Genomic DNA, 23,940 nt, shown 5'->3' on the forward strand with positions numbered 1-23,940 from the left:
CGCGACCGCCGGGCCGCCCGCTGCCGTGCGACGCGTTCCCCGCCTCGGCTCCGGCGGACACGCTCCCCGGGCCGTCCTCGACGAGATCCTCTCCCGACAGCGCCCATCCCCCGACGCGCAGCTGGTCGCCCTCCCGCACCAGCGTCGCGGCCGCCTCCCCCTCCGCGTCGCGGACACGCACCAGCCGCACCTCCCAGGCGCCGCGCACGACCGACACGACGTCGAGCACCGGCCCCGTCTCGGTGACGCGCGCCGCCGCACCGCCGCCCACGTCGAACGCCGACACGAACTCCCGGTGCCAGTGCACCCGCCCCGACGACCCGCCGAGCAGCGTCCCTCCGCGCTCGCGGAGCGTCCCGGTCGAGAAGCCGGAGCGGTGACTCGGGCGACCGTCCCGCACCAGGGCGGCGGTGCCGTCGAGCGGCTCCGTCAGTCCGGGCGTGCGGAGCACGGGCGCGGTCGCCGTCGAGTAGCCGAGCTTGGCGTAGAGCGGCGCGTCCGGATGGCGCTCTCCCGGAACGCCGTGGTCGGTGCCGTGGTTGACGATGCGCACGACACCGTCCTCCTGGGTGCCGCTCGCGAGCCACCCGGGCGCGGCGAGCACCCGCGCGAACGACCCCGCATCGATGGGCAACGGCTCTTCCACGGCCGTCCATACCGGATGGGCGGCGGGCAGCGCGAGCGCGAACAGCCCCTTCGCCGCCCAGGACGGCGACCCCGGGCCCGAGTAGTCCTGCGCGAGCGCCCGCCACGCGCCGTGCCAGCCCAGCGGGAGCACGCCGGACGCGTCCGGGGTCCCGCGGTCGACGAAGTGCCGCACCTGGGCGCTGATGGCGCGGCGCAGCAGGCCGGGGCCGTGCCGCGATCCGCCCGTGAAGACCGCAGCGCCCGCCGCCGCCGCCGACGCGAACCGGTACGTGAGGCTGCGGCCCTGGATCAGAGGTCCGCCGTCGGCGCCGACGAGGTGCAGGGCGTCGTCGAGGTAGTCGTCGAGGCGGGCGCGGGAGCGGGCGATCCGGGCGGTGTGCCGCGGATCGTCGGCGACCATGTCGGCCCAGATCGCGGGATAGAAGGACAGCGCCCAGCCCGCGTAGTGGTCGAACGAGCGCGCGGCGCCGTCGGAGGTCCAGCCGTGGGCCCGCTCGAACCCGTCGAGCAGGGCGAAGTCGGCCCCGCGGTCCTCGGTCGAGAACGGGCCGCCCACGCTCTCCAGGAACTGCTCGACGAGGATGCGGAACCAGGCCCAGTTGTTCGGCGGGTACGAGCCTCCGATGAACCCGGCGAGGTAGTCGATCGTGCGGGTGCGTGCCGTGTCGTCGAGTCGAGCCCAGACGGTGTCCCGCGTGAGGTGGAGCCCGACGGCGAGGGCTGCGGCCTCCACCTTCGCCTGATCGACCTCGTCGGGCCGGGGCCAGCGCTCCGGGTTCCCCCGGTCCACTCCGGCGGCGAGTCCGCGCGCATACCGCGCGGCCAGGTCGCCGGTGCCGTCGGGGTCTCCGGCGATGCGGAACGCGGCGAGCAGGAAGGTGCGGCTGAAGCCCTCCAGGGCGTCGACCGCGGGGCCGAACCCGCCAGAGCGGCCCGGATAGCGCACACCGGCGCCCGTGGGGCTCGCGTGCCGGGCGGCCCCGTCGAGGATGGCGTCGGCGACCGTCTGGAGGTGCGCGCGACCCCAGCCGGTGTACGGCGACAGGTCGCGGTCCTCCGGAGGGAGGGGGAGAGTGCTCACGCGCCGTGCTCCAGGTCGGCCGGGCGCACGGGGTGGAGCGGGGGAGCCCCGGCGATCCAGGCCTCCAGCTCGTCGAGGGCCGCATCGGCGAGCCGCCGCGTCTCGCTGCCGAGCGAGCCGGCGAGGTGCGGGGTGACCGCGACGTTCGGCAGCTGCAGCAGCCGCGAGTCCACGGGCAGGGGCTCGGGTTCCGTCACGTCGAGCACGGCGTCGAGTCGTCCGTCCGTGCACTCGTCGGCGAGGGCGTCGTGGTCGAGGAGCGCTCCTCGGGCCGTGTTGATGATGGTCGTGCCATCGCGGAGGGCGGCGAGCTGTGCGCGTCCGATCATGCCGCGGGTCGCCGGGAGCGCCGGAGCGTGCAGCGACAGCACGTCCACGCGGGGGAGCAGTGTCGCCAGCGGCACGAGCTCGGCGCCCGCGGCCCTGACCTCGGCCGCATCGGCGAAGGGATCCGCGACGAGCACCTCGATGCCGGGGAACGGCCGGAGCAGCTCCACCACGCGCCGGCCGATGCGCGAGAACCCGACGATGCCGACCGTCCGGTCGAGGTTGCCGATGCGACGGCCGACGCGGGCGCCGGTGCGGAGGTCGTGCTGCGGGTCGGCCGTCCGCAGGGGCACGAGGGCTCGCTTGCCGGCGAGGAGGATCATCGCGAGGGTGTACTCGGCGACGGGGGCCGCGTTGGCGTCGGCGGCGGAGGTGACGAGGATGCCCCGGTGCCACAGTGCCTCGGACACGAGGCCGCGGACGCTCCCGGCGGCATGGAACACCGCGCGCAGCCGGGGGAGCCGGGCCAGGGCCGCCTCGTCGAGCGCGGGCGCGCCCCACCCCGTGACGAGCGCCTCCACCCGGGCCAGGCGCTCCTGCGGGGCGACGGCGTCGACGGCGGTGACGGGAACGGGGTCGTCGATCAGGGCGAGAGCCGCGAGCCGGTTGCGACGGGGGCCGTCGAACAGGAGGTCCCAGGCATCGGGGGACATCGCGACGAGGACGGTGGGGCGGGCGGACATGGTCTCCTCGGGGCCTGCGCGACGGACGTCGGTGCCGCTCCAGTGAAGGACGGCGGGGCGGTGCGCGCAACGGAGACGAACAGGTTCTGTCATGATCGAACACACTCGAACAAGGAGTCCCGATGCCGATCCCACACCGCGCCCGCTCGGCCGAGCGGTGCCGTGCGTCCACGACACACGGGGAGGCCGCGACGTGAGCGGCGGGGAGGAGGCGCCGCGCTTCGGCATCTCCCGCCGCGAGCGGATCCTCGACGAGCTGCGGCGCGCGGGGGCCGTGCGGGTGTCCGCGCTCGCCCGCGACCTGGGCGTGGCCGAGCTGACGATCCGCCGCGACATCGCCGACCTCGCGGAGCGGGGGCTCCTCACGCGCGTGCACGGCGGCGCCACGCTCCGCAGCACCCTCGACCCGGCCGCGGTTCGGCCGCTGTCCGCTCCGCGACGGTTCGGCATGGTGGTGCCGTCGCTGAGCTACTACTGGCCGCAGGTGGTGGAGGGCGCCCGCGTGGCGGGGATCGAGACCGACACGCAGATCGTGCTCCGGGGAGCGAGCTATGCGGCCGCCGACCAGCGCCGACAGATCTCCGCCCTGGTCGCGTCGGGGACGGTCCACGGGCTGATCGTGGCTCCCGAGACCGCGGGCGCGGACGGTCATGCCCTCCTCGCCTGGCTGGATGCGCTGCCCCTGCCCGTCGTGCTCGTCGAGCGTCGCGCGCCCGACGTGCTCGCGCTGACGCGTCTCGAGAGCGTCGTCACCGATCATGCGTTCGGGGGAGCGGTCGCCGCGAGTCATCTCGCCGGCCTCGGCCATCGGCGGGTCGGCATCCTCACCTCGCCGCAGTCGCCGACCTCCGCCGCCCTGCGCCGCGGGTGGGGCCGTGCGGTCGAGGAGCTCGGTCTCGAGCCGGGGGTCGACCGCGAGGTCGCCCTCGACCGCATGGATCGGTCGGCGGTGGGGCCCTTCGTCGCCGCGCTCCTCGACGAGATCCGGGCGACGGCGACGACCGCGCTGCTGGTGCACTCCGACCCGCAGGCGCTCCTGCTGCAGCAGCACCTGGTCGATGCGGGGTGGCGGGTGCCGGGCGACGTGTCGCTCCTCGCCTACGACGATGAGATCGCGATGAACGGGGCCCCGCCCCTCACCGCGCTGCGCCCGCCGAAGCCGCAGCTGGGCCGCCGCGCTGTGGAGCTGCTCCGCGACCGCCTGCGCGACGGCACCGATCGCCCGGCGGAGCGGGTGGCGCTGGCCCCGGCTCTGCACGTGCGCGCCAGCACGGGGTCGCCGCCGGAAGCGTGACCCGGCGGGCGGCGCGGTGATGCGGCCGGCCGTGCGCGCCCGAGGTCCGCCGCGGTTGCGGGGTGGACGTTCTCGTGCCATGATCTCGGAAAGCGCTTACCCGCATCCTCGAATCCGGGCCGCGCATCCCCCTCCACCGAAAGGAACGGACCGAGATGGCACAGGCCACGACCCGCGAGATCGGGATCATCATGAACGGCGTCTCCGGGCGCATGGGGTACCGGCAGCACCTGGTGCGCTCGATCCTCGCGATCCGCGACCAGGGCGGCATCGAGCTCGCGGACGGCACGCGGGTCACCGTGAAGCCGATCCTCGTGGGCCGCAGCGAGGCCAAGCTGGCGGAACTCGCCGCGGCCCACGGCATCGCCGACTGGACGACCGACCTCGACGCCGCGCTCGCCGACCCGCAGTGGGAGATCTACGCCGACTTCCTCGTGACGAAGGCCAGGGCCTCCGCGATCCGCAAAGCCATCGCCGCGGGCAAGGCGATCTACACCGAGAAGCCCACGGCCGAGTCGCTGGAGGAGGCGCTGGAGCTGGCCCGCCTCGCCCGCGACGCCGGCGTGAAGACCGGCGTCGTGCACGACAAGCTCTACCTCCCCGGCCTGCAGAAGCTCAAGCGCCTCATCGACTCCGGATTCTTCGGGCGCATCCTGTCGGTGCGCGGCGAGTTCGGCTACTGGGTGTTCGAGGGCGACTGGCAGCCCGCGCAGCGACCGAGCTGGAACTACCGCACGGAAGACGGCGGCGGCATCATCACCGACATGTTCCCGCACTGGAACTACGTGCTCGAGAACCTCTTCGGCGAGGTCACGAGCGTCTACGCCCAGGCGGCCGTGCACATCGCCGACCGCTGGGACGAGAAGGGCGAGCACTACACCGCGACGGCCGAGGATGCGGCGTACGGCATCTTCGAGCTGGCGGGCGGCGTCGTCGCCGAGATCAACTCCTCGTGGACGGTCCGCGTCAACCGCGACGAGCTCGTGGAGTTCCAGGTCGACGGCACGCACGGCTCCGCGGTGGTCGGACTCTTCGGCGCGAAGATCCAGCCCCGCAACGCCACCCCCAAGCCGGTGTGGAACCCCGACCTGGAGGACGACCACGACTACGACGCCGACTGGCAGCAGGTGCCCGCCAACCAGGTCTTCCAGAACGGCTTCCGGCAGCAGTGGGAGGAGTACCTGGTGTCCTACGTCGAAGGCACCGACTACCCGTTCGACCTGCTGGCGGGGGCCCGCGGCGTGCAGTTCGCGGAAGCCGGCCTGGCGTCCAGCGCCGAGGGCCGCAAGATCGTGCTCGAACCGCTGACGCTGGACCGGGCATGAGCGCCCTCCGTCTGCTCGCCGCCGACGGGCGCACCTCCGGCGTCGAGCTGCGTGCGCCCGACGCCGTGACCCGGCCGGACGGACCACTGCGCAGCCGGGTGGCGTACGCGGCGGCCCACGTGGTGCCGAAGCCGCACGCCGACAACACCCCCGGACGCCCCGCCGACATCGACTGGGACGCGACGCTCGCGTTCCGCCGCAACGTGTACTCGTGGGGGCTCGGCGTCGCGGATGCGATGGACACCGCGCAGCGCAACATGGGGCTCGACGCGGTCGCGACGCGCGAGCTCATCGCCCGCAGCGCCGAGGTCGCCCGCGAGGAGGGCGGGTCGGTCGTGGTCGGGGTCAACACCGATCAGGTCGACGACGCGCACATCCCGCTCGATCGCATCGTCGACGCGTACGTCGAGCAGCTGGACTTCGCCGAGGAGCAGGGAGCGGGGCCGGTGCTCATGGCGTCGCGACACCTCGCCAGGGCGGCCGAGAGCGCCGACGACTACCGCCGCGTGTACCGGGAGGTGCTGTCCCGCGCGTCCGCGCCCGTGGTGCTGCACTGGCTCGGCACCGCGTTCGACCCCGAGCTGGCCGGGTACTTCGCGCCGACGGCGGCCGCGGACGGCTCGGCCGGATGGGAAGAAGCGGCACGGGTGCTGCTCGACATCATCGCCGAGCACCCCGACGCGATCGCCGGGGTGAAGATGAGCCTGCTCGACGCCGACTCCGAGGTCTGGGTGCGCGACCGGCTCCCCGCGGGCGTGCGGATGTTCACGGGCGACGACTTCCACTACGTCGGCCTCATCGGCGGCGACAGCCTGGGCTCCGGCGGTGCGACGCCGGCCTCGCACGGGCACTCGGATGCGCTGCTCGGGGCCTTCGCCGCGATCGCCCCCGTGGCGTCGGCGGCGATCCAGGCGCTGGATGCGGACGACCCCGACCGCTACCTCGCACTGCTCGGGCCCACCGAGGAGCTCAGCCGGCAGGTGTTCGCCGCGCCGACCTACTACTACAAGACGGGCGTGGCCTTCCTGTCGTGGCTCAACGGCCATCAGCCGGCGTTCCAGATGGTGGGCGGACTCCACTCCGCCCGGAGCCTCCCGCACCTCAGTCGCGTCGTGGAGCTCGCGAACGCGGCGCTCGCCCTCGAGCGGCCGGAGCTCGCCCGTGAGCGGTGGCACGGCCTCCTCCGGCTGAACGGCGTCGACGCATGACCGCCCCGTTCCCCGACCCGCGTCTCTCCCTCAACCAGGCCACGATCAAGCACGCCGACCTCGCCACGGCGCTGCAGGTCACGGCCGAGGCCGGGCTCGCGGCGATCGGCCTCTGGCGGGAGCCCGTGCAGGACGTGGGCCTCGCGGGGGCGGCGCGCATGCTCGCCGACTCCGGGCTGCGTTTCAGCACGCACTGCCGGGGCGGCTTCTTCACGCTCCCGGCCAGCCCCGCGCGCGAGGCCGCGCTGGACGACAACCGGCGGGCGATCGAGGAGACCGCGACGCTCGCGGCGGCGGGGGCCGAGGGGTCGACGGCGGTCCTGGTGCTCGTCGCGGGAGGGCTGCCCGAGGGGTCGCGCGACCTCGTCGGCGCCAGGGAGCGCGTGCGTGACGCGATCGGAGCCCTCGCCGACGATGCCCGCGGCGCCGGCGTGACCCTGGCGATCGAGCCGCTGCATCCCCTCTACGCGTCGGACCGCGCCGTGGTGTCGACGCTCGGACAGGCGCTCGACATCGCCGCCGACTTCGACCCGGCCGTGGTGGGGGTCGCCGTGGACACCTTCCACATCTGGTGGGACCCCCAGGTGCTCGATCAGATCGCGCGCGCCGGGCGCGAGGGCCGCATCGCCACGTACCAGGTGTGCGACTGGAAGACGCCGCTCGCCGCCGACCCGCTGCTGTCGCGGCACTATCCGGGCGAGGGGGTGATCGACTTCGGCGTGCTCACCCGCGCGGTGCGGGCGACCGGCTACGACCGGGACATCGAGGTCGAGATCTTCCGCGCGGACGTCTGGGCCGCCGATCCGCGCGCCGTGGTCCGGCGCACGGCCGAGTCGTTCGCCGCGGCCGTCTCCCCGCACCTGCGATGACCGCCGGTCGTGCCACCGTGACCGGGTCCCGTCGACGAGGGGGATTGAGATGATGAGGCCATGACGGGGATGCGCCCAGGATTGTGCTCGGTGACGTTCCGCGCGCTCGAGCCCGCCCGGATCGTCGCCCTCGCGGCAGCCGCGGGCCTGGAGGTGATCGAGTGGGGCGGTGACGTGCACGTGCCGCCTGGCGATGTCGCGCGTGCCGAAGAGGTGGCGCGGCTCACGGCCGACGCCGGGCTCGCGGTCGCGTCCTACGGGTCGTACTTCCGTGCGGGGTCGGCCGAGTCCCTCACGGCCGTGCTCGACAGTGCCGCTGCACTCGGGGCCGACCGCGTGCGCGTGTGGGCGGGCTCGACCGGATCCGCCGCGGCGACCCCTCGCGAGCGCGCCGAGGTGGTCACGCGCCTCCGCGCCGCCGCGGTCGAGGCGGCCGCCCGCGGGATCGGGCTCGCCCTCGAGTTCCATTCCGGCACCCTCGCCGACACGGCCGAGGCCGCCCTCCGGGTGCTCGCCGAGGTCGACCATCCCGCGCTGTCGACCTACTGGCAGCCGACGGTCGGGGCTCCCGATGCCGAGGCGCTCGAGGAGTACCGGCGGCTCGCCGCCCACGTGAGCGCCGTGCACGTGTTCTCCTGGTGGCCGCGCACCGAGCGGCACCCGCTGCGCACCCGGGAGGCGCTGTGGACGCGCGTCGCCGCGGAGGCGGCTGCGGCGGAGCGACCGCCCCGCGACGCCCTGCTCGAGTTCGTCCCGGACGACGACCCCGCGCACCTCGCGGGGGAGGCCGCCGCCCTCCGCGCCTACCTCGGCCGGCCCGCATGACCCCGGCCGAGGGGCCCGAGGCGCCCGCCGGTAGGCTCTGGGCATGACCACGCCAGCCGCCCCGGCGGAGCCGCCGACCGCGCGTCGTCCTCGCCACGCCCGCGGTCCGGCGCCCACCCTGCACGACGTCGCCCTCGAGGCCGGCGTCTCGCTCGCGACGGCCTCGCGCGTGCTCAACGGGTCAGAGCGCAAGGTCGCTGCCGCGTTCCGCGAGAGGGTGGAGGCCGCCGCCGCGACCCTCGGCTACACGGCCAACGTCTCGGCCCAGGCGACCGCACGGGGGCGCTCGCCGGTGATCGCCCTCCTCGTGGCCGACATCGCCGATCCCTACTTCGGTCTCATCGCCTCGGGCGTCGCGCGCGGCGCCGACGAGCAGGGTCTCGTCGTCACCGTGGCGATCACGGAGCGCGATCCCGCCCGCGAGGCGCGGATCGTGCGGGCTCTGCGCGGGCAGCGGCCCCAGGGCCTCATCCTCGCCGCGTCACGCACGCAGGAGGAGGGCCAGGCCGAGACGGCCCGAGAGCTCGCGGAGTTCACCCGACTCGGCGGACGTGTCGTGGCCTTCGGCGCGGAGGCCGAGGGAGCGCGCCGCGTCGAGATCGACAACCGCGCCGGTGCCACGGCCCTCGGCCGCCGGATGGCACAGCTCGGGTACCGCTCGGCCGTTCTCGTGGGGGCGGCGGAGGGCGTGCGCACCTCGGACGACCGCCTCGCCGGGTTCCGCGCGGGCTTCGAGGAGGGCGGCGGCGCGGTGGCGCAGACCGTCCGCGGTGACTTCCGACGCGAGTCCGCCGCGGCGGCGATGACCGCGGCCCTCGATGCGGGCGTGCCGACGGGCACGGTCGTGTTCGGGATCAGCGACGTGGTGGCCATCGGTGCGATGGCGGCGATCCGTGCGGCGCAGCGCGAGGTCGGCGCGGACATCGCGGTGTGCGGCTTCGACGACGTGCCGTCCAGCCGGGATGTGACCCCCGCGCTCACCACGGTCCGGGTGCCGCTCAGCGACGCCGGGTACGAGGCCTTCCGGGCGATCGTCGACGACGACTGGACCCAGCCGCCGCTCGCGCTCGAGGTGGTCGTGCGCGACAGCACCCCGGGAGCGGCGTGACCCGGGTCGTCCTCGCGCCCGACAGCTTCAAGGGCAGCATCACCGCGGCTGCGGCGGCGCAGGCACTCGCCGCGGGGTGGGCGGAGGTCGAGCCCGACGCAGAGTTCGTGCATCGCCCGATGGCCGATGGCGGGGAGGGCACGGTGGCGGCGTTCGCGGCGGCCGTCCCCGGGGCGCGGCGCATGCCCGTGCGCGTCACCGGTCCCGCCGGCGACGCGCACGACACGTCCTGGCTCCTCCTGCCGCCCGACGACGGTGCGCCGCACGGCACCGGAGTGGTCGACATCGCCTCCACGTCGGGCATCGAGCTGCTCGCCGCGCCGCGTCCGTGGGACGCGGACACCACGGGCTTCGGGCAGGCCATCGTCGCCGCGCTCGACCACGGCGTCTCGCGGCTGGTGCTCGGCATCGGCTCCAGCGCGTCGACCGACGGCGGCATCGGCATGCTCACCGCTCTGGGCGCCCGCTTCCTCGACGGCGCGGGACGCCCGGTCGCGCCCGGAGCCCGGGGCCTGGACGACGTCGCGGCCGTCGACCTCGACGGCCTGCGGGCGGCTCCCGAGGTGCGGGTGCTCACCGATGTGACGAATCCGCTCACGGGCGCACGCGGCGCCGCGGCGGTCTTCGGTCCGCAGAAGGGCCTGGCCGATCCGGGCGACATCTCCCGTGTCGACGCGGCGCTCGCCCGGCTCGCGTCGCTGCTGGACGTGGACGCGGAGCACCAGGGCGCCGGAGCGGCGGGCGGCACCGGGGCGGCCCTCGTGCGCTGGGGTGCCGTCCTCGCCCCGGGGGCTGCCGAGGTGGCGGAGCTCATCGGCCTCGCCGACGCCGTCCGGGGCGCCGACGTGGTGGTCACGGGCGAGGGGTCGTACGACGGCCAGTCCGGCGACGGGAAGGTGCCGTCGTTCCTCGCGGGGATGGCGGCCGCGGCGGGCGCACGCCCCCTGCTCGCGGCGGGGCGCATCACGCCCGACGCCGACGTCGGGATCTTCGCCGCTACCGTCTCCCTCACCGTCCTCGCCGGCTCGGGGGAGAGCGCCCTCGAGGACCCCGCCCGCTGGCTCCGCGTCGCCGGCGCCGCCCTCGCGCGCTCCCGGTGACCCGCGTCCCGGTCGGGGATTCCCGAGCTCACGCGCCTCGACGAACCGCGCGCGTTGACACGAGGGAACCGGCGGCATAGACTCGCAACACCGCTCGGGAATGCGCTTTCCCGAATCCTTCACGAAGATGTCGAGGACCACATGTCGTCTGCCCCCAACGCGACCATGACCCTGGCGCTGGCCGCCGACCGACCCGAGCCCGCGGGCATCGTCCGCTGGTGGAGCCGCCACTGGCACCCGCTCGTCTTCGTGCTCGCGGTCATCGCCCTGTGGTGGGTCTCGACGAGCCTCGGGTGGGTGCCGGCGTTCATCATCCCGTCGCCCGCCGACACCTGGGCGGCCTTCACCGACAACGCGGCCTACCTGGCGCAGAACACCTGGGTCACGACCTACGAGACCGTGATCGGATTCGTCATCGCGGTCGTCGTCGGCGTCCTCGTGGCGGTGCTCATGGTCTACTCCCGCGGCCTGGAGCAGACGCTCTACCCGGTGATCCTGTTCGCCCAGGTCATCCCGAAGATCGCGATCGCGCCGCTGTTCGTCGTGTGGCTCGGGTTCGGCGCCGAGCCCAAGATCCTCGTCGCCGTGCTCATGGCGTTCTTCCCCGTCGTCATCTCGGGCCTCGCAGGTCTGCGCACCGTCGATCCCGAGATCCTCCAGCTCACGTCGACCATGGGAGCGAGCCGCTTCAAGACCTTCCTCAAGGTGCGGCTGCCCGCCGCTCTCCCCGAGCTCCTGTCCGGACTGAAGGTCGCCGCCACGCTCGCGGTGACCGGCGCGGTGGTCGGCGAGTTCGTCGGCGCGAACGAGGGGCTCGGCTACGTCATCCTGCAGGCCAACGGCAACCTCGACACCGCGATGCTCTTCGCGGCGCTGATCATCATGTCGCTTCTCGGCGTGATCCTCTTCGGCATCATCCAGGTCGCCGAGCGCTTCCTCATCCCGTGGCACGCGTCCAAGCGCGACGTCGCCGCGGCCACCGTCCGACTCTGACCCCCTCGCACCCACGAAAGAAGGCACTGATGAAGAAGTCAGGCACCATCCTCAGCTCCATCACCCTCGCGTCCGCGGCGGTGCTCGCCCTCTCCGGGTGCAGCGGCTCCTCGGCCCCGGCGGGCGAGGGCGGCGACGACGCCGACGCGCTCACCTCGGTCACGCTCATGCTCAACTGGTACCCCTACGGCGAGCACGCCGCGTTCTACTACGGGGTCGACCAGGGCATCTTCGAGGAGCACGGGATCGACCTCACGATCAAGGCGGGGCAGGGCTCGACCAAGACCGCCCAGGCCGTGGGGCAGGGCCAGGTCGACTTCGGCTGGGCCGACACCCCCGCCGTCCTCGCGAACATCGACAAGGGCGTCGGGATCAAGAGCGTCGGCGTCTTCCTCCAGACGACGCCGTCGGCCGTGCAGGTCTTCGCTGACTCCGGCATCTCCGGCCCGGAGGACCTGAAGGGCAAGACCATCGCGGTCTCCGCCGGCGACGCTCCGACCACGACGTTCCCGATGTACCTCGAGGCGGTCGGGCTCGACGAGGGCGACGTGACCCAGCAGAACCTCGACGCCGCGGGCAAGATCGCCGCGATGCTCTCCGGCCAGGTGGACGGGCTCATCGGGTTCGCCCACGACCAGGGACCGACCATCGCCGACAAGAGCGGCAAGGACGTCGAGTACCTGCGCTACTCCGACGCGGGGCTGAACTTCTTCAGCAACGGCCTCATCGCCCCGAACGACACGATCGAGAACGACCCGGAACTCGTCGAGGCGCTGGTCGCCGCGACCTCGGAGGCGTTCGAGGCCGCGCAGGAGGACCCGGAGGCCGCGGTCGCCGCGATGGAGGGCAAGGACCCGCAGATGCCGGCCCAGAAGGTGCTGCTGCACCAGTGGGAGGAGACCATCGAGCTGCTGCACACCGACGCCACCGAGGGCCAGGCTCCCGGAGCGAATGCCGCCGAGGACTGGGAGGCCACGCTCGAGGTGCTGTCGAAGGCGGGCCTCATCTCCGGCGACGGTGACGTCGAGACCTACTACGACGACGCGTTCACCCCCGGGAAGTGAGGTCGGATCTCATGCTCACCCACGATCAGCAGGCGCGCGCCACGGCGGCCACGCCCACCGGCCCCGCGCTGGAGGTCTCCGACCTGGCGATCACGTTCGCCTCCAAGCGCCGTCAGGTCACCGCGCTCGAGGGGGTCGACCTGCGCGTGGAGGAGGGCGAGTTCCTCTCCATCGCCGGCCCGTCCGGATGCGGCAAGTCGACGCTGCTCAAAGCCGTGGCGGGACTCACCGCTCCCAGCCGCGGCAGCATCCGCCTCCGCGGGGACGAGGTCCGCGGTCCCCGGCGGGACATCGGGTACGTCTTCCAGCGCGCGGCGCTCCTCGAATGGCGCAGCGTCCGCGGCAACATCCTCCTCCAGGCCGAGATGCGCGGGATGGACATGCGCAAGGCCCAGGCCCGTGCCGAGGAGCTCATCGAGATGACCGGTCTCACCGGCTTCGAGAAGTCGCTGCCGCACGAGCTCTCGGGCGGGATGCAGCAGCGCGTCTCGCTGTGCCGCGCGCTGCTGCACGAGCCGCGGGTGCTGCTCATGGATGAGCCGTTCGGTGCGCTCGACGCCCTGACGCGAGAGCGCATGAACGTGGAGCTGAACCGCATCTGGAGCGCCACCGGGACCACCGTCCTGCTCGTGACGCACTCGGTCGCCGAGGCGGTCTACCTCGCGAGCCGCGTCATCGTGATGAGTCCGCGTCCCGGCCGGATCCTGGAGGAGCACCGGGTCGACCTCCCGGCCCGCCGCGGGTACGCCGAGGTGCTGGAGACGCCGGAGTTCCACCGGGTGTCGAGTCGCGTGCGCGAGCTGCTCGGCTCCTCCACCGACGCGGACTGAACCGCCCCGCCCTCCGGTCCCACCCCTGCGCGGGATCGCGAACGTCCCCACCCGCGTCCGGGGCCGTTCCGATCCCGCCGGGGTCGCCCGGGTGTCAGTCGCCGAGAGCGGCGGACACCACGGCGCGGGCCTCCTCCTGCACCTCGGCGAGGTGCTCCGGGCCGCGCAGGCTCTCGGCGTAGAGCTTGTAGACGTCTTCCGTGCCCGACGGGCGGGCGGCGAACCACGCGTGCTCGGTCTGCACCTTGAGCCCGCCGATCGCCGCACCGTTGCCGGGGGCGTGCGACAGCTTCGCCGTGATGTCCTCGCCGGCCAGCGTGGTCGCGGTGACCGACTCCGGCGCCAGCTTGCCCAGCGTGGCCTTCTGCTCCGGCGTCGCCGGGGCGTCGACGCGCTGATACGCCGAGGCGCCGAACGCCTGCTCCAGCTCGGCGTAGCGCTCCGACGGGGTCTTGCCCGTGACCGCGATGATCTCCGCCGCGAGCAGGCACAGCAGGATGCCGTCCTTGTCGGTCGACCACACGGAGCCGTCGCGTCGCAGGAACGACGCACCGGCCGACTCCTCGCCGCCGAACGCGACCGTGCCGTCGAGCAGCCCGGGCACGAACCACTTGAACCCGACCGGCACCTCCAGCAGACGGCGGCCCAGCGACTCCGCCACCCGGTCGATGATCATCGACGACACGAGGGTCTTGCCGACTGCGGCGTCGCGCGGCCACTGCTCGCGGTGGGAGAAGAGGTAGTCGATCGCGACGGCGAGGTAGTGGTTGGGGTTCATGAGCCCCGCATCCGGGGTCACGATGCCGTGCCGGTCGGCATCGGCGTCGTTCCCGGTGAGCACGTCGTAGTCGCCCTTGCGGGCGACCAGGGACGCCATCGCCGACGGAGACGACGGATCCATCCGGATCTTCTCGTCCCAGTCCAGGGTCATGAAACGCCAGGTCGGGTCGACCTCGGGGTTCACCACGTCGAGGTCGAGGTCGTGCATCTCGGCGATCAGCGCCCAGTACTCCACCGACGCCCCGCCGAGCGGGTCGGCGCCGATGCGCACGCCCGCGCTGCGGATCGCGTCGAGGTCGATGATCGACGGCAGGTCGCGCACGTACGCGTCGCGGAAGTCGTACCCGGTGATCGCGTCCCAGTCGACGTCGGCGAACCGCTCGCGCTTCACCTCGGTGAGGCCGTCGGCGATGAGCTGGTTCGCGCGGTCGGCGATCCAGCCCGTGGCGTCGGTGTCGGCGGGACCACCGTGCGGCGGGTTGTACTTGAAGCCGCCGTCGCGGGGCGGGTTGTGCGACGGGGTGACCACGATGCCGTCGGCCCGGCCGGGGTCGTCGGTCGCGCGACCCCTGTTGTACGTGAGGATCGCGTGGCTCAGGGCGGGCGTCGGCACCCAGGAGTCGCGGGCGTCGACGCGCACGTCCACGCCGTTCGCGAGCAGCACCTCGATCGCGCTGCGCTCGGCGGGCAGCGACAGGGCGTGCGTGTCGCGGCCGAGGAACAGCGGCCCGGTGATGCCCTGCGCGGCGCGGTAGTCGACGATCGCCTGCGTCGTGGCGAGGATGTGGTTCTCGTTGAAGCTCTTCGTCAGCGAGGAGCCGCGGTGGCCGCTGGTGCCGAACACGACCCGTTCGGCCGGGACCGTCGGGTCGGGCACGCGGTCGTAGTAGGCGGCGATCAGCTCGTCGACGTCGATCAGGTCACTTTCCTCCGCGGGGAGGCCGGCACGACTGCTCATCCTCTCAGTCTGCCCCGTGATCCGGATGCGCGCATCCGCTTGACATCCGGGAGGCCGGTGCGCGAGCGAGGGATAGGCTGAACGCCGTGACCGATCGCCGCACGTACAGCTATCTCGGACCAGCCGGAACCTTCACCGAGGCGGCGCTCGACCAGGTGGCGGAGGCCAGGGGGCAGGTGTGGCGTCCCGTGCACAACGTCGGCGAGGCGCTCGACGACGTGCTGGAGGGCCGCAGCGACGCCGCGATGATCGCGATCGAGAACTCGATCGAGGGCGGCGTCTCCACCACGCAAGACGCGTTGGCGACGCTCCCCGGGCTGCGCATCATCGGCGAGTACCTGGTGCGGGTCAACTTCGTCCTGGTCGCCCCGCGCGGCACCACGCTCGACCAGGTGGAGGTGATCGCGGCGCACCCCGTGGCGTACGCGCAGTGCCACGGCTGGCTCGGCGAGCACCTGCCGCGGCACTCACACGTGCCGGCGGCGAGCAACGTGGCCTCGGCGATCGGCGTGCTCGACGGTTCGCTGCCCGCCCAGGCGGCGATCGCGGCCCCCGGCATCGTGCAGCACTACGACGTGGACGTGCTCGCAGAGGGCATCGGCGACAACGCGGCCGCCGTCACGCGCTTCGTGCTGGTCACCCGCACGACGCGCTCCCCGGAGCCGACCGGGGCCGACAAGACCTCCCTCATCGTGGAGCTGCCCCACGACCACCCCGGCTCGCTGCTGGAGATGCTGGAGCAGTTCTCCACCCGCGGCATCAACCTCTCGCTCATCGAGTCTCGCCCGATCGGCGACGAGCTCGGCCGCTACCGCTTCGTGATCGACGCCGACGGTCACATCGAGCACGAGCGCATGGCCGACGCCCTGCTCGGCATCCGCCGCTTCAGCCCGCGCGTGGTGTTCCTCGGGTCGTACCCGCGTGCCGACCGGCAGATCGTGCAGTACCCCGACCGCTACTCCGACGACGTGTTCATCGAGGCACGCGACTGGCTGCGCGGCATCCTCTCCGGCGAGCCCGAGTCCTGACACCCGTCCCCGGGCTTCGCGGCTCGTGCGGGTGCCGAGGTGGAAGCCGGTGCCGGGTGGAATTCGTGCCTCCGATGGCGCTTTCGCGACGTTTCCGACCCCGCATCGGGGACGGCTCCGGGGCGCGTGTCGGGTGGAAAACGTCCCTCTGGCGCCGCGGGTAGGCCCGTTATCGATCCCGCACGGAGTGACCCGGACGGGCGAGGCGGCAAGGCGGCGCCCGCTCAGTGCTCCTGGAACAGGGGCCACGCGCTCCCCGGCACCAGCCGCGAATGGAGTGCTCCCTTCGCCGACGCCAAGCTCGGGAACGTGCCGGTCGCGGCGTCCGCGCCTGCCATGGTCACGACGTACCCCTCGTCGTTGTGACGGATGCTGCCCACCACGCCGTTCGGACCGTAGGCAACCCAGAGTGCGAGTGTCTTGGTGCTCATCGTCGAACCCCTCTCTCTGTCGCCGAGGCTACGCCTCTCGGCAGGCGCGGGCCAGCCCCAGGGCACGAGGGCGTCGACGCCGCCGAGCTCGCGTCGGTGCGCTGGCACGAGCGGGAGTCAGCGGGTGCTCGTCGCGTTGCGTATCCTGGCGACGAGTGACCGTCCCCCGTCGCGGAGATCGAGCTCGGTGACACGGATGACGACCCACCCGAGATCCTCGAGGTCTCGCTGCCGCCGAATGTCCACCCGCCACTGATCGCGGTCCGTCCGGTGCCCATCTCCCTCGTACTCGATGGCGACGCGCCACTGCGGGTACGCGAGGTCGACCCTGGCCACGAATCGGCCGTGGGCCGACACGACGAACTGGATCATCGGCTCCGGTAGCCCCGCACCGGTGAGCAGCAGCCGAGTCTCGGTCTCCTTGGGTGACTCCGCACCCGAGCGCGTGTGGGGAAGCTGGGCCCGCACGCGCGCACAGCCGGGGAAACGGCCCCACTCGCTCAGCCGTCGCTCGATCGAGTCCAGGGTCGCCGGGGGACGGTCGGGTCGCAGCCCCGGATAGCAGGAGGCCGTGGCGATCGCCGCTTCCAGGGCGACTGTGAGGGCGCGGTCTTCCAGTTCCGGGGCACACAGGAAGAGTGCCGCGATCGGGTCGACGACCGCTGCTCCGTCGACGCGCTCTTCGACGGCGCGACCCGGGGCGATGCGTCGCCCGCGAACCCCGGCGGTTCGGGGCGGGGTTGATCCGGTCGCCACCGCCACGTCGAGGGGCTCGCTCGGCCGCCAGCGGAACGGTAGCGGGAGCCCCCAGAGCCGCATGGCCGTGCGTCCGGCGAACAGTTGCCCGGGACGAAGCCGAGGCAGGTAACACGCGACGCGCTCCTCGAACGTCGTCGGGTCGGACGTCGCACGGATTCCCGCGAAGGGTCGACGCAGGTCGGCACTCGAGTAGCGCTTCCGCCCGATTCCCGCGAGCGTGGCGTCGCGCACCGAGAAGCGTGTTCCGAGTTCCGGCGGGAGAGGGATCCGATGTCGCACTCGGCCATGATCCTCAGCGGAAGATCGCCACGGCGCCCCTTCGTTCCCTCTGTCCACGCCCTGGGGAGAACCCGTCCTTGCCCTTGCCGGTGACGGAGGGATGGCTACCGTGCGGAGTGGGAAACGTGCCGGGGAGAGGGGTGGGAGGAGCGTTTTCGACCCGGCATCGAGCGGGTCGGGTCGCGTGGTGGGTGCGGGGTGGGAAACGTGCCGGGGAGAGGGGTGGGAGGGGCGTTTTCGACCCGGGCAACGGGGCCCGGGCAACGGGGCCCGGGCAACGGAGTCGGCCGGGGCCAGCCCCTCGCGCCGGGTTCAGGCGGTCGCGATGAGCTCGAGCGTCTGCGTGCGTCCGGGCGAGGTGTCGGCGGGCTCGGCCTCGAACGCTCCGGCGACGGGCGAGAGCATGACCTCGTCCACGCCGTGCTGCGTGGCGAAGGCCCGCACCTCTGCGGCGACGGACTCGCCCGTGCCGACGAACCACCGCGACCGGGCGGCCTGCACGACCTGGTCGGTCGCGGCGTCGGAGGCCGCGGCGAGTGCCTGCTCCACGGTCTCCAGCGCCACCAGGGGCTGGTTGAGCCGCAGCCGGGCCATCATCCGCAGCTGGGGGAGGGCGCGCTGCTCGGCCTCGTCCGCGGTGGGGGCGGCGACCGCGTTGACGGTGAGGAACGTGCGCGGCTCCGGGTGCTCCTCGCTGGGGCGGTAGTTCGTGCGGTACAGGTCGAGCGCCCGCTCCAGCCCCTGGCCGGAGAAGTGGTTGGCGAACACGTAGGGCAGTCCGTGCGAGGCGGCGAGCTGCGCGGAGTAGTCGCTCGACCCGAGCAGCCACACCTCGGGCACGCCGGTCGCGGCGGGGGTGGCCCGCACGGTGTACTCGCCGCCCGACGTGAAGCGCACCGTGGCACCGTCGGCGGAGAAGAGCGCCGCGATGTCCTGCACGTGACGCGGGAACTGCTCGACGTCGCTGGTGGTGCCGCTGCCGCGCAGCAGCTGCGTGATGACGGGGTCGCTGCCGGGCGCGCGGCCGAGGCCGAGGTCGATGCGTCCTGGCGCGATGGCCTCGAGCGCCGCGAACTGCTCGGCGACGATGAGGGGTGCGTGGTTCGGCAGCATCACGCCACCCGAGCCCAGGCGCAGCCGCCGGGTGCGCGCGGCCGCCGCGGCGATCAGCACCGGGGGCGTGGTCGAGGCCACCGCGGGCATGTTGTGATGCTCCGCGAACCAGTAGCGGCGGTAGCCGAGTCGGTCGGCGGTCTCGGCGAGCGAGAGGGAGGCGGCGATGGCCTCGGCGCTGGTCTGGCCGGAGCGGACCGGCACGAGGTCGAGGACGGAGAGGGCGACGTCGTTCATCCCCGGATGCAACCCGAGACGTCGCGCGCGCATTCCCGGCCTCGCACCGGTGCGTCCGTGACGCGACCGCGCGGGTGCGGGCTCAGGCGGCCCGGGCGGCGGGGGTCAGCGACTCGCGGAGCGCGGCGCGGGCCAGGCGGTAGCGGATGTGCCAGGCGGCGCTGTAGCTCTGCTCGGGGAGGGTGCGCAGCACGGCACGGTCGTCGGCGTCGAGTCCGTCGCGGGTGGCCTCGCGCAGCAGGTCGTCGCGCGTCGCCGGGTACTCCATGCCGGCGAGGAAGCGATCGAGGGTGGGGGAGAGGGCCATGGTCGTCCTTTCTGCGGGGAGGAGGAAAGGGGAGGGGGACGGGGCGGCGCGGGTGCGCCGCCCCGTCGCGGGTCAGGCGTCGATGGCCTGGCGCTGCTCGCCGGACTCCACGACGATCTTGCGCGGCTTGGCGCGCTCGCTCACCGGGATCACGACCGACAGCACCCCGCTCTCGTAGGAGGCGCTGATGCTGTCGAGGTCGACGCCGTCGCCGAGCGAGAACTGGCGCAGGAACGAGCCGGCGCCGCGTTCGCGGGCGAGCCAGCGCACGCCCTCGCGCGTGTCGGCGGTGCGCTGGGCGCGGATGGTGAGCTGACCGCCGTCGAGGTCGACGTCGATCGAGCCCGGGTCGGCGCCGGGGAGGTCGGCGTGCAGGATGTAGCGGTCACCGTCGCGGTACAGGTCCACCGGCATCGACCGGGGTGCGCGAACGGAGTCCAGCACGCTCGCGGCGAAGCGATCGAGCTGGCTGAAGGGATCGAAGGTCAGTGCCATGAGGTTCTCCTTTCGTGCGGCCCGTATGGGCTGAGGTGGTGTGCAGATTATCTGCACGTGGGGTATAGATTTGTTATAGAACGAGATGACCGATCTCGCAACCCCGATCCGAGGACACGTCAGGATGACCGCACGCGACTCGCGCACACCCGTCTACGGCATCGCCGTGGCTGCCCAGCTCGTCGACCTGCCGGAGGCGACCATCCGCCTCTTCGAGAGCAAGGGGCTGCTCGTCCCCGCCCGCAGCGACGGTGGCACGCGCCGCTACAGCGACGACGACATCGAGCGGCTGCGACGCGCGGCCGAGCTCCGCGGCGACGGGCTCAACATCGCCGGTATCGCCCGCGTGCTCGACCTGCAGGACGAGAATGCCGGACTCCGCGACGCGCTCGACGCGGAGACCGCCCGCACGCCCGCGCGGCGTCGCCCCACCCGCTGACCCGTCCTCGGACGACGCTACGCTTCCCCCATGGAAGCCGGGATCTTCTACGTCCTCGTCGGAGCCGTCGCCGTGGCCGCGTTCGCGCGCTGGCGCGGGTGGCCCGCGCCACTGCTGGTGACGGTGGTCGCGCTCGCCGCCTCGTTCCTGCCGATTGTGCCCGACCTCCCCATCGACGGGCACCTGCTGCTCGGACTGGTGCTGCCGCCGCTGCTGTACTCCGCCGCGCTGGATGTGTCGTTCGTCGGGTTCAAGCGCAGCCTGCCGCAGATCCGACGGCTCGGCATCTGGCTCGTCCTGCTCACCGCGCTCGCGGTCGGCCTCGTGGCGTGGTGGATCCTGCCGTCGCTGACCCTCCCCGGTGCGCTGCTGCTCGGGGCGATCGTCGCACCGCCCGATGCCGTGTCCGCCGCCGCGATCGGCCGCCGTCTCGGGCTCCCGCGGCGCATCATGACGGTGCTGTCGGGCGAGAGCCTCATCAACGACGCCACCTCGCTCACGCTGTACCGCGTGTTCGCGGCGATCCTCGCCGGGGCCACCCTGACGGTGTGGGACGGGGTCTGGCAGTTCCTGGTCGCCGTGGGCGTCGGCGTCGCGGTCGGGCTCGTGTTCGGGATCGTGCTCCACCAGCTGCGCATGCGCATCAGCGACCCCGTCGTGATCGGCACGTTCGGGCTGCTCGCGCCGTTCGGGGCGTACGGCATCGCCGAGCACCTCCTGGGCTCCGGTGTGCTCGCGGTCGTGGCGATGGGGCTGTACGTGGGGTTCAACGCCCCGCGCACCGACTACACGACCAGGCAGCAGGAGGCGCCACTGTGGCTGTCGGCCGACCTGCTGCTGGAGAGCTTCGTGTTCGCGTACATCGGGCTGCAGTTCCCGCGGGTGCTCCGCGACCTGAGCAGCGAGTCCGTGGGGCGCATCCTGCTGCTGTCCCTCGCCGTGCTGGTGGTGGTGCTGCTCGTGCGGCCCCTGTACATCTACCCCACCAGCGCGTGGGCGAACTTCCAGGACCGCCGTCGTCTCGCGCGCATGGACCGGGGGATCGCGTCGGGGGAGTTCGACGAGCGGCGGCGGCGGTCGCGGCGCTGGCGGCAGTACAGCGCGGACGAGCTGCGCACGCAGATCGTGCGGGAGCGCATGGCCGGACTCCAGCTCACGTGGAAGGACAACGCCGTGATCTCCTGGGCGGGGATGCGCGGCGTGGTCACGCTCGCGATCGCGGTGGCCGCGGCCGACCTCGCGACGCTCGACACCGAGGCCTCGCACGCGATCGTCGTCGTGGCGTTCATCGTGACGGTGGGCACGCTGCTGCTGCAGGGGCTGACGCTGCCGCTGCTCATCCGGCGGCTCGGGATCCGGGGCGACGTCGAGCATGCGGAGGACGAGGCCGCGCTCGAGGCGGTCAAGGCCAAGAGCCGGGAGGCGGGCAAGGAGTACCTGGCGCAGAAGCGCGTCGAGTGGGAGCAGAAGCACGGTGCGGTCGACCTGAGCGTGTTCGACGCCTTCACGAAGCGCATGACCAGGGTGGAGAAGGACACCGACGAGGCGCAGCGGGTGGAGGACACCTCGAGCCGTCCGTCGTTCGACGACCTGGTCGCGCTGTCGAAGGGGTGGTTGCAGGTGCGGAGGGAGATCCTGGTCGCCGAGCGCGACGCGGGCAACCTCGACGAGGAGGTCATGCGGGAGCTGCTGACCGCGATGGATGCGGAGGAGCTGGCGATGGACACGCGCGGCGCCACGCGTCAGCAGGGCCGCGTCTGACGCGGTCGCCCCGCGCCCCGCACACGAGAACGCCCCGCCTCCCGGAGGAGACGGGGCGTTCCGGCGTGACGGGTCAGCGGGCGCCGGCCGGCTCCGGCGCGGTGTCCGAGGCGGCGTCGGCCTCGGGGGCGTCGTCGTCGGAAGAGTCGTCGGCGAACGGCAGGCCCTCGCGCGGCGCATTGTAGAGCTCCTCGTTGAGGATGCCCTCGCGCTTGGCGACGATGGTCGGGATCAGCGCCTGGCCCGCGACGTTGACCGCGGTGCGGCCCATGTCGAGGATCGGGTCGATCGCGAGCAGCAGGCCAACGCCCTCGAGCGGCAGACCCAGGGTCGACAGCGTGAGCGTGAGCATGACGACCGCGCCCGTGGTGCCGGCGGTGGCGGCGGAGCCCACGACCGAGACGATCACGATCAGCAGGTACTGCACGAAGTTCAGCTCGATGCCGAAGAACTGGGCGACGAAGATCGCGGCGATGGCCGGGTAGATCGCGGCGCAGCCGTCCATCTTCGTTGTCGCGCCGAGCGGCACCGCGAACGAGGCGTACGAGCGGGGCACGCCGAGGTTGCGCTCGGTCACGCGCTCCGTGAGCGGCAGCGTTCCGATGGAGGAGCGGCTCACGAACGCGAGCTGCACCGCCGGCCAGACGCCCGAGAAGTACTGCTTGATCGACAGGCCGTGCGTGCGCACGAGGATCGGGTAGACCACGAACAGCACGAGAGCGAGGCCGATGTAGATCGCGGCGGCGAACCAGCCGAGCGACGCGAGCTTCTCCCAGCCGTACTTGATGACGGCGGAGCCGATGAGGCCGAACGTGCCGATCGGGGCGATGCGGATGATCCACCACAGCACGCGCTGGATGACCTTGAGCAGCGACTCGGTGAAGACGAGGAACGGCTCGGCCTTCTTGCCCGCCTTGAGGGCGGCGATGCCGACGACCGCGGCGACGACGATCACCTGCAGGATGTTGAAGCCCACCGTGGAGGTGAACGCGCCCTCGGTCGCGCCGGGGGAGGTGCTGACCGTGAGGCCGAGGAAGTTCTGGGGGATCAGGCCGAGGAGGAAGTTCCACCACGTGCCGACCGTGTAGGGGTCGCCGGGCTCGAGGCCCTCGCCGGCGCGGTTGCCCGGCTGGATCACGAGGCCGAGCCCGATGCCGATGATGACGGCGATGAACGCGGTGATCGCGAACCACAGGATGGTCTGACCGGCCAGGCGTGCCGCGTTCTGCACGCGGCGCAGGTTGGAGATGCTCGCGACGATCGCGGTGAAGATCAGCGGGACGACCGCCGCGCGCAGCAGCGTGACGTAGGAGCTGCCGATCGTGTCGAGCGTGGCGGACAGACCGGTGGGGTTCTCGGCCGTGGCGCCGAGCTGACGGCCGATCAGGCCGGCGGCGATGCCGAGGACGAGGGCGGCGATGATCTGGAAGCCGAACGAGGTCAGCAGCTTCCGGACCGGCCCGCGGGTGTCTGGCGCCTTCTGGGCGCGTGCGGTGGTGCTCATCGAGGTGGGGACTCCAGAGATCGCGGCGCGCCGGGATGCGCGCCATGAGGCTCAACGCTAGAGCTGGCTGGGAATTCCCTGGGCGGATATGACGAAGCATGACGGCCGCCCCTCCGCAGCCGTCATGCTCCGGGTTCGGGGGGGTCAGGGCGCGACGCACTCGTTCAGGTTGTCGGTGATGATCTGCGTCGTGAGCGCCTTGTCGGCTTCGTCCTTCTGCTTGTCTTCGCCGTTGGCGATGTAGGTGAGCGTCTCGTCGCTCAGCTCGGAGTCGACCAGGGCGTCGGCGAGGCAGCTGGCGGCCTCGTCGGTCATCGCCTGCTCCTGGCTCGTGCCGGCGAACACCTTCTGGATCCCCTCGGCCACCTCGTCGGACGACGGGCGGGCCGGTCCGCCGCACGCGGCGAGGGACAGGGCGAGCGCGACGGCGGGCACGAGGGCAGCGAGGCGGGCGGCCGGGCGGGCCGCGGGTGCTGGCTTCTTCATGCGGACGA

Annotated in this window: 23 protein-coding genes; 13 read left to right on the plus strand and 10 right to left on the minus strand. The window is 72.9% G+C overall.

Translation table 11 applies throughout. The annotated features are described in order from the left end of the window. Window positions 1-1,729, minus strand: a 1,729-nt coding sequence (locus DW297_RS17070; RefSeq protein WP_168442896.1) for a DUF2264 domain-containing protein, incomplete at its 3' end; no start/stop codon positions are given. Then, the gene (locus DW297_RS17075; protein WP_136034625.1) at window positions 1,726-2,739 is read right to left on the minus strand and encodes a hydroxyacid dehydrogenase; all 1,014 of its coding nucleotides are present in this window, start codon (window positions 2,737-2,739) and stop codon (window positions 1,726-1,728) included. The genes DW297_RS17075 and DW297_RS17070, both read right to left, overlap by 4 nt. A gap of 193 nt (window positions 2,740-2,932) precedes the next feature. On the opposite strand from DW297_RS17075, the gene DW297_RS17080 reads away from it, so the two are divergent. The 10 genes from DW297_RS17080 (at window position 2,933) to DW297_RS17125 (ending at window position 13,355) form a co-directional block, all read left to right on the plus strand. Beyond that, window positions 2,933-4,033: a substrate-binding domain-containing protein gene (locus tag DW297_RS17080; RefSeq protein ID WP_240744670.1), complete on the plus strand. Its 1,101-nt coding sequence runs from the start codon at window positions 2,933-2,935 to the stop codon at window positions 4,031-4,033. A gap of 155 nt (window positions 4,034-4,188) precedes the next feature. Further along, window positions 4,189-5,358 carry a Gfo/Idh/MocA family protein gene (locus DW297_RS17085; RefSeq protein ID WP_136034629.1) on the plus strand — a complete coding sequence of 390 codons (1,170 nt, stop codon included), beginning with the start codon at window positions 4,189-4,191 and terminating at the stop codon, window positions 5,356-5,358. After that, complete coding sequence (locus DW297_RS17090; RefSeq protein WP_136034631.1) at window positions 5,355-6,566, plus strand: DUF993 family protein; 1,212 nt, start codon at window positions 5,355-5,357, stop codon at window positions 6,564-6,566. The genes DW297_RS17085 and DW297_RS17090 overlap by 4 nt, the downstream gene beginning before the upstream one ends. Further along, window positions 6,563-7,435 carry a sugar phosphate isomerase/epimerase family protein gene (locus tag DW297_RS17095; protein WP_136034633.1) on the plus strand — a complete coding sequence of 291 codons (873 nt, stop codon included), beginning with the start codon at window positions 6,563-6,565 and terminating at the stop codon, window positions 7,433-7,435. Before DW297_RS17090 ends, DW297_RS17095 begins: the two co-directional genes overlap by 4 nt. Before the next feature lie 90 nt (window positions 7,436-7,525). Continuing rightward, window positions 7,526-8,260 carry a sugar phosphate isomerase/epimerase family protein gene (locus DW297_RS17100; RefSeq protein ID WP_240744671.1) on the plus strand — a complete coding sequence of 245 codons (735 nt, stop codon included), beginning with the start codon at window positions 7,526-7,528 and terminating at the stop codon, window positions 8,258-8,260. A gap of 43 nt (window positions 8,261-8,303) precedes the next feature. Next, window positions 8,304-9,368, plus strand: a complete 1,065-nt coding sequence (locus tag DW297_RS17105) for a LacI family DNA-binding transcriptional regulator (protein ID WP_136034637.1) — start codon at window positions 8,304-8,306, stop codon at window positions 9,366-9,368. Beyond that, window positions 9,365-10,468: a glycerate kinase gene (locus DW297_RS17110; RefSeq protein WP_136034639.1), complete on the plus strand. Its 1,104-nt coding sequence runs from the start codon at window positions 9,365-9,367 to the stop codon at window positions 10,466-10,468. Before DW297_RS17105 ends, DW297_RS17110 begins: the two co-directional genes overlap by 4 nt. A gap of 141 nt (window positions 10,469-10,609) precedes the next feature. Continuing rightward, entirely contained in the window at window positions 10,610-11,461 is an 852-nt protein-coding gene (locus DW297_RS17115) for an ABC transporter permease (RefSeq protein ID WP_136034641.1), read from the plus strand. 29 nt (window positions 11,462-11,490) lie between these two features. Next, window positions 11,491-12,525 (plus strand): ABC transporter substrate-binding protein, encoded by a 1,035-nt coding sequence (locus tag DW297_RS17120; protein ID WP_136034643.1) that lies wholly within the window; start codon window positions 11,491-11,493, stop codon window positions 12,523-12,525. Window positions 12,526-12,536: 11 nt separating this feature from the next. Further along, a complete protein-coding gene (locus DW297_RS17125; protein WP_136034645.1) occupies window positions 12,537-13,355 on the plus strand; it encodes an ABC transporter ATP-binding protein in 819 nt (272 codons plus the stop codon). Between the two features lie 94 nt (window positions 13,356-13,449). Here DW297_RS17125 and pgm read toward each other — a convergent pair whose 3' ends face one another. Next, window positions 13,450-15,093 carry a phosphoglucomutase (alpha-D-glucose-1,6-bisphosphate-dependent) gene (gene pgm / locus DW297_RS17130; protein WP_136034647.1) on the minus strand — a complete coding sequence of 548 codons (1,644 nt, stop codon included), beginning with the start codon at window positions 15,091-15,093 and terminating at the stop codon, window positions 13,450-13,452. A 77-nt stretch (window positions 15,094-15,170) separates the two neighbouring features. Between pgm and pheA the strand changes: the two genes are divergently transcribed. Further along, window positions 15,171-16,121, plus strand: coding sequence for a prephenate dehydratase (gene pheA, locus DW297_RS17135; RefSeq protein ID WP_136034649.1), 951 nt, complete (start codon window positions 15,171-15,173; stop codon window positions 16,119-16,121). Window positions 16,122-16,345: 224 nt separating this feature from the next. Here the strand turns inward: pheA and DW297_RS17140 are convergent, their stop codons facing one another. From DW297_RS17140 to DW297_RS17160, 5 genes are all read right to left on the minus strand, one after another. Continuing rightward, on the minus strand, window positions 16,346-16,552 hold the full coding sequence (locus DW297_RS17140) for a methyltransferase (protein ID WP_136034652.1): 207 nt from the start codon (window positions 16,550-16,552) through the stop codon (window positions 16,346-16,348). A gap of 117 nt (window positions 16,553-16,669) precedes the next feature. Further along, window positions 16,670-17,542 (minus strand): endonuclease domain-containing protein, encoded by an 873-nt coding sequence (locus DW297_RS17145; protein WP_136034654.1) that lies wholly within the window; start codon window positions 17,540-17,542, stop codon window positions 16,670-16,672. A gap of 360 nt (window positions 17,543-17,902) precedes the next feature. Next, window positions 17,903-18,940 carry an LLM class flavin-dependent oxidoreductase gene (locus tag DW297_RS17150; RefSeq protein WP_136034656.1) on the minus strand — a complete coding sequence of 346 codons (1,038 nt, stop codon included), beginning with the start codon at window positions 18,938-18,940 and terminating at the stop codon, window positions 17,903-17,905. Between the two features lie 82 nt (window positions 18,941-19,022). Then, window positions 19,023-19,247: a DUF2795 domain-containing protein gene (locus DW297_RS17155; RefSeq protein WP_136034658.1), complete on the minus strand. Its 225-nt coding sequence runs from the start codon at window positions 19,245-19,247 to the stop codon at window positions 19,023-19,025. 72 nt (window positions 19,248-19,319) lie between these two features. Then, window positions 19,320-19,742 (minus strand): Hsp20/alpha crystallin family protein, encoded by a 423-nt coding sequence (locus tag DW297_RS17160; protein WP_136034660.1) that lies wholly within the window; start codon window positions 19,740-19,742, stop codon window positions 19,320-19,322. A gap of 124 nt (window positions 19,743-19,866) precedes the next feature. Between DW297_RS17160 and DW297_RS17165 the strand changes: the two genes are divergently transcribed. Both DW297_RS17165 and DW297_RS17170 read left to right on the plus strand, forming a co-directional pair. Then, window positions 19,867-20,181, plus strand: a complete 315-nt coding sequence (locus tag DW297_RS17165) for a MerR family transcriptional regulator (protein WP_136034662.1) — start codon at window positions 19,867-19,869, stop codon at window positions 20,179-20,181. Window positions 20,182-20,211: 30 nt separating this feature from the next. Continuing rightward, complete coding sequence (locus tag DW297_RS17170; RefSeq protein ID WP_136034665.1) at window positions 20,212-21,942, plus strand: cation:proton antiporter; 1,731 nt, start codon at window positions 20,212-20,214, stop codon at window positions 21,940-21,942. A gap of 73 nt (window positions 21,943-22,015) precedes the next feature. On the opposite strand, the gene DW297_RS17175 is transcribed toward DW297_RS17170, so the two are convergent. Together DW297_RS17175 and DW297_RS17180 are read right to left on the minus strand one after the other, a co-directional pair. Then, window positions 22,016-23,446 carry a dicarboxylate/amino acid:cation symporter gene (locus tag DW297_RS17175; protein WP_205812751.1) on the minus strand — a complete coding sequence of 477 codons (1,431 nt, stop codon included), beginning with the start codon at window positions 23,444-23,446 and terminating at the stop codon, window positions 22,016-22,018. A gap of 144 nt (window positions 23,447-23,590) precedes the next feature. Further along, entirely contained in the window at window positions 23,591-23,932 is a 342-nt protein-coding gene (locus DW297_RS17180; RefSeq protein ID WP_136034667.1) for a hypothetical protein, read from the minus strand. Window positions 23,933-23,940 lie beyond the last annotated feature (8 nt).

It is taken from the genome of Microbacterium sp. PF5 (assembly GCF_004794315.1).
In the GTDB taxonomy this organism is placed as follows: Bacteria; Actinomycetota; Actinomycetes; order Actinomycetales; family Microbacteriaceae; genus Microbacterium; species Microbacterium sufflavum.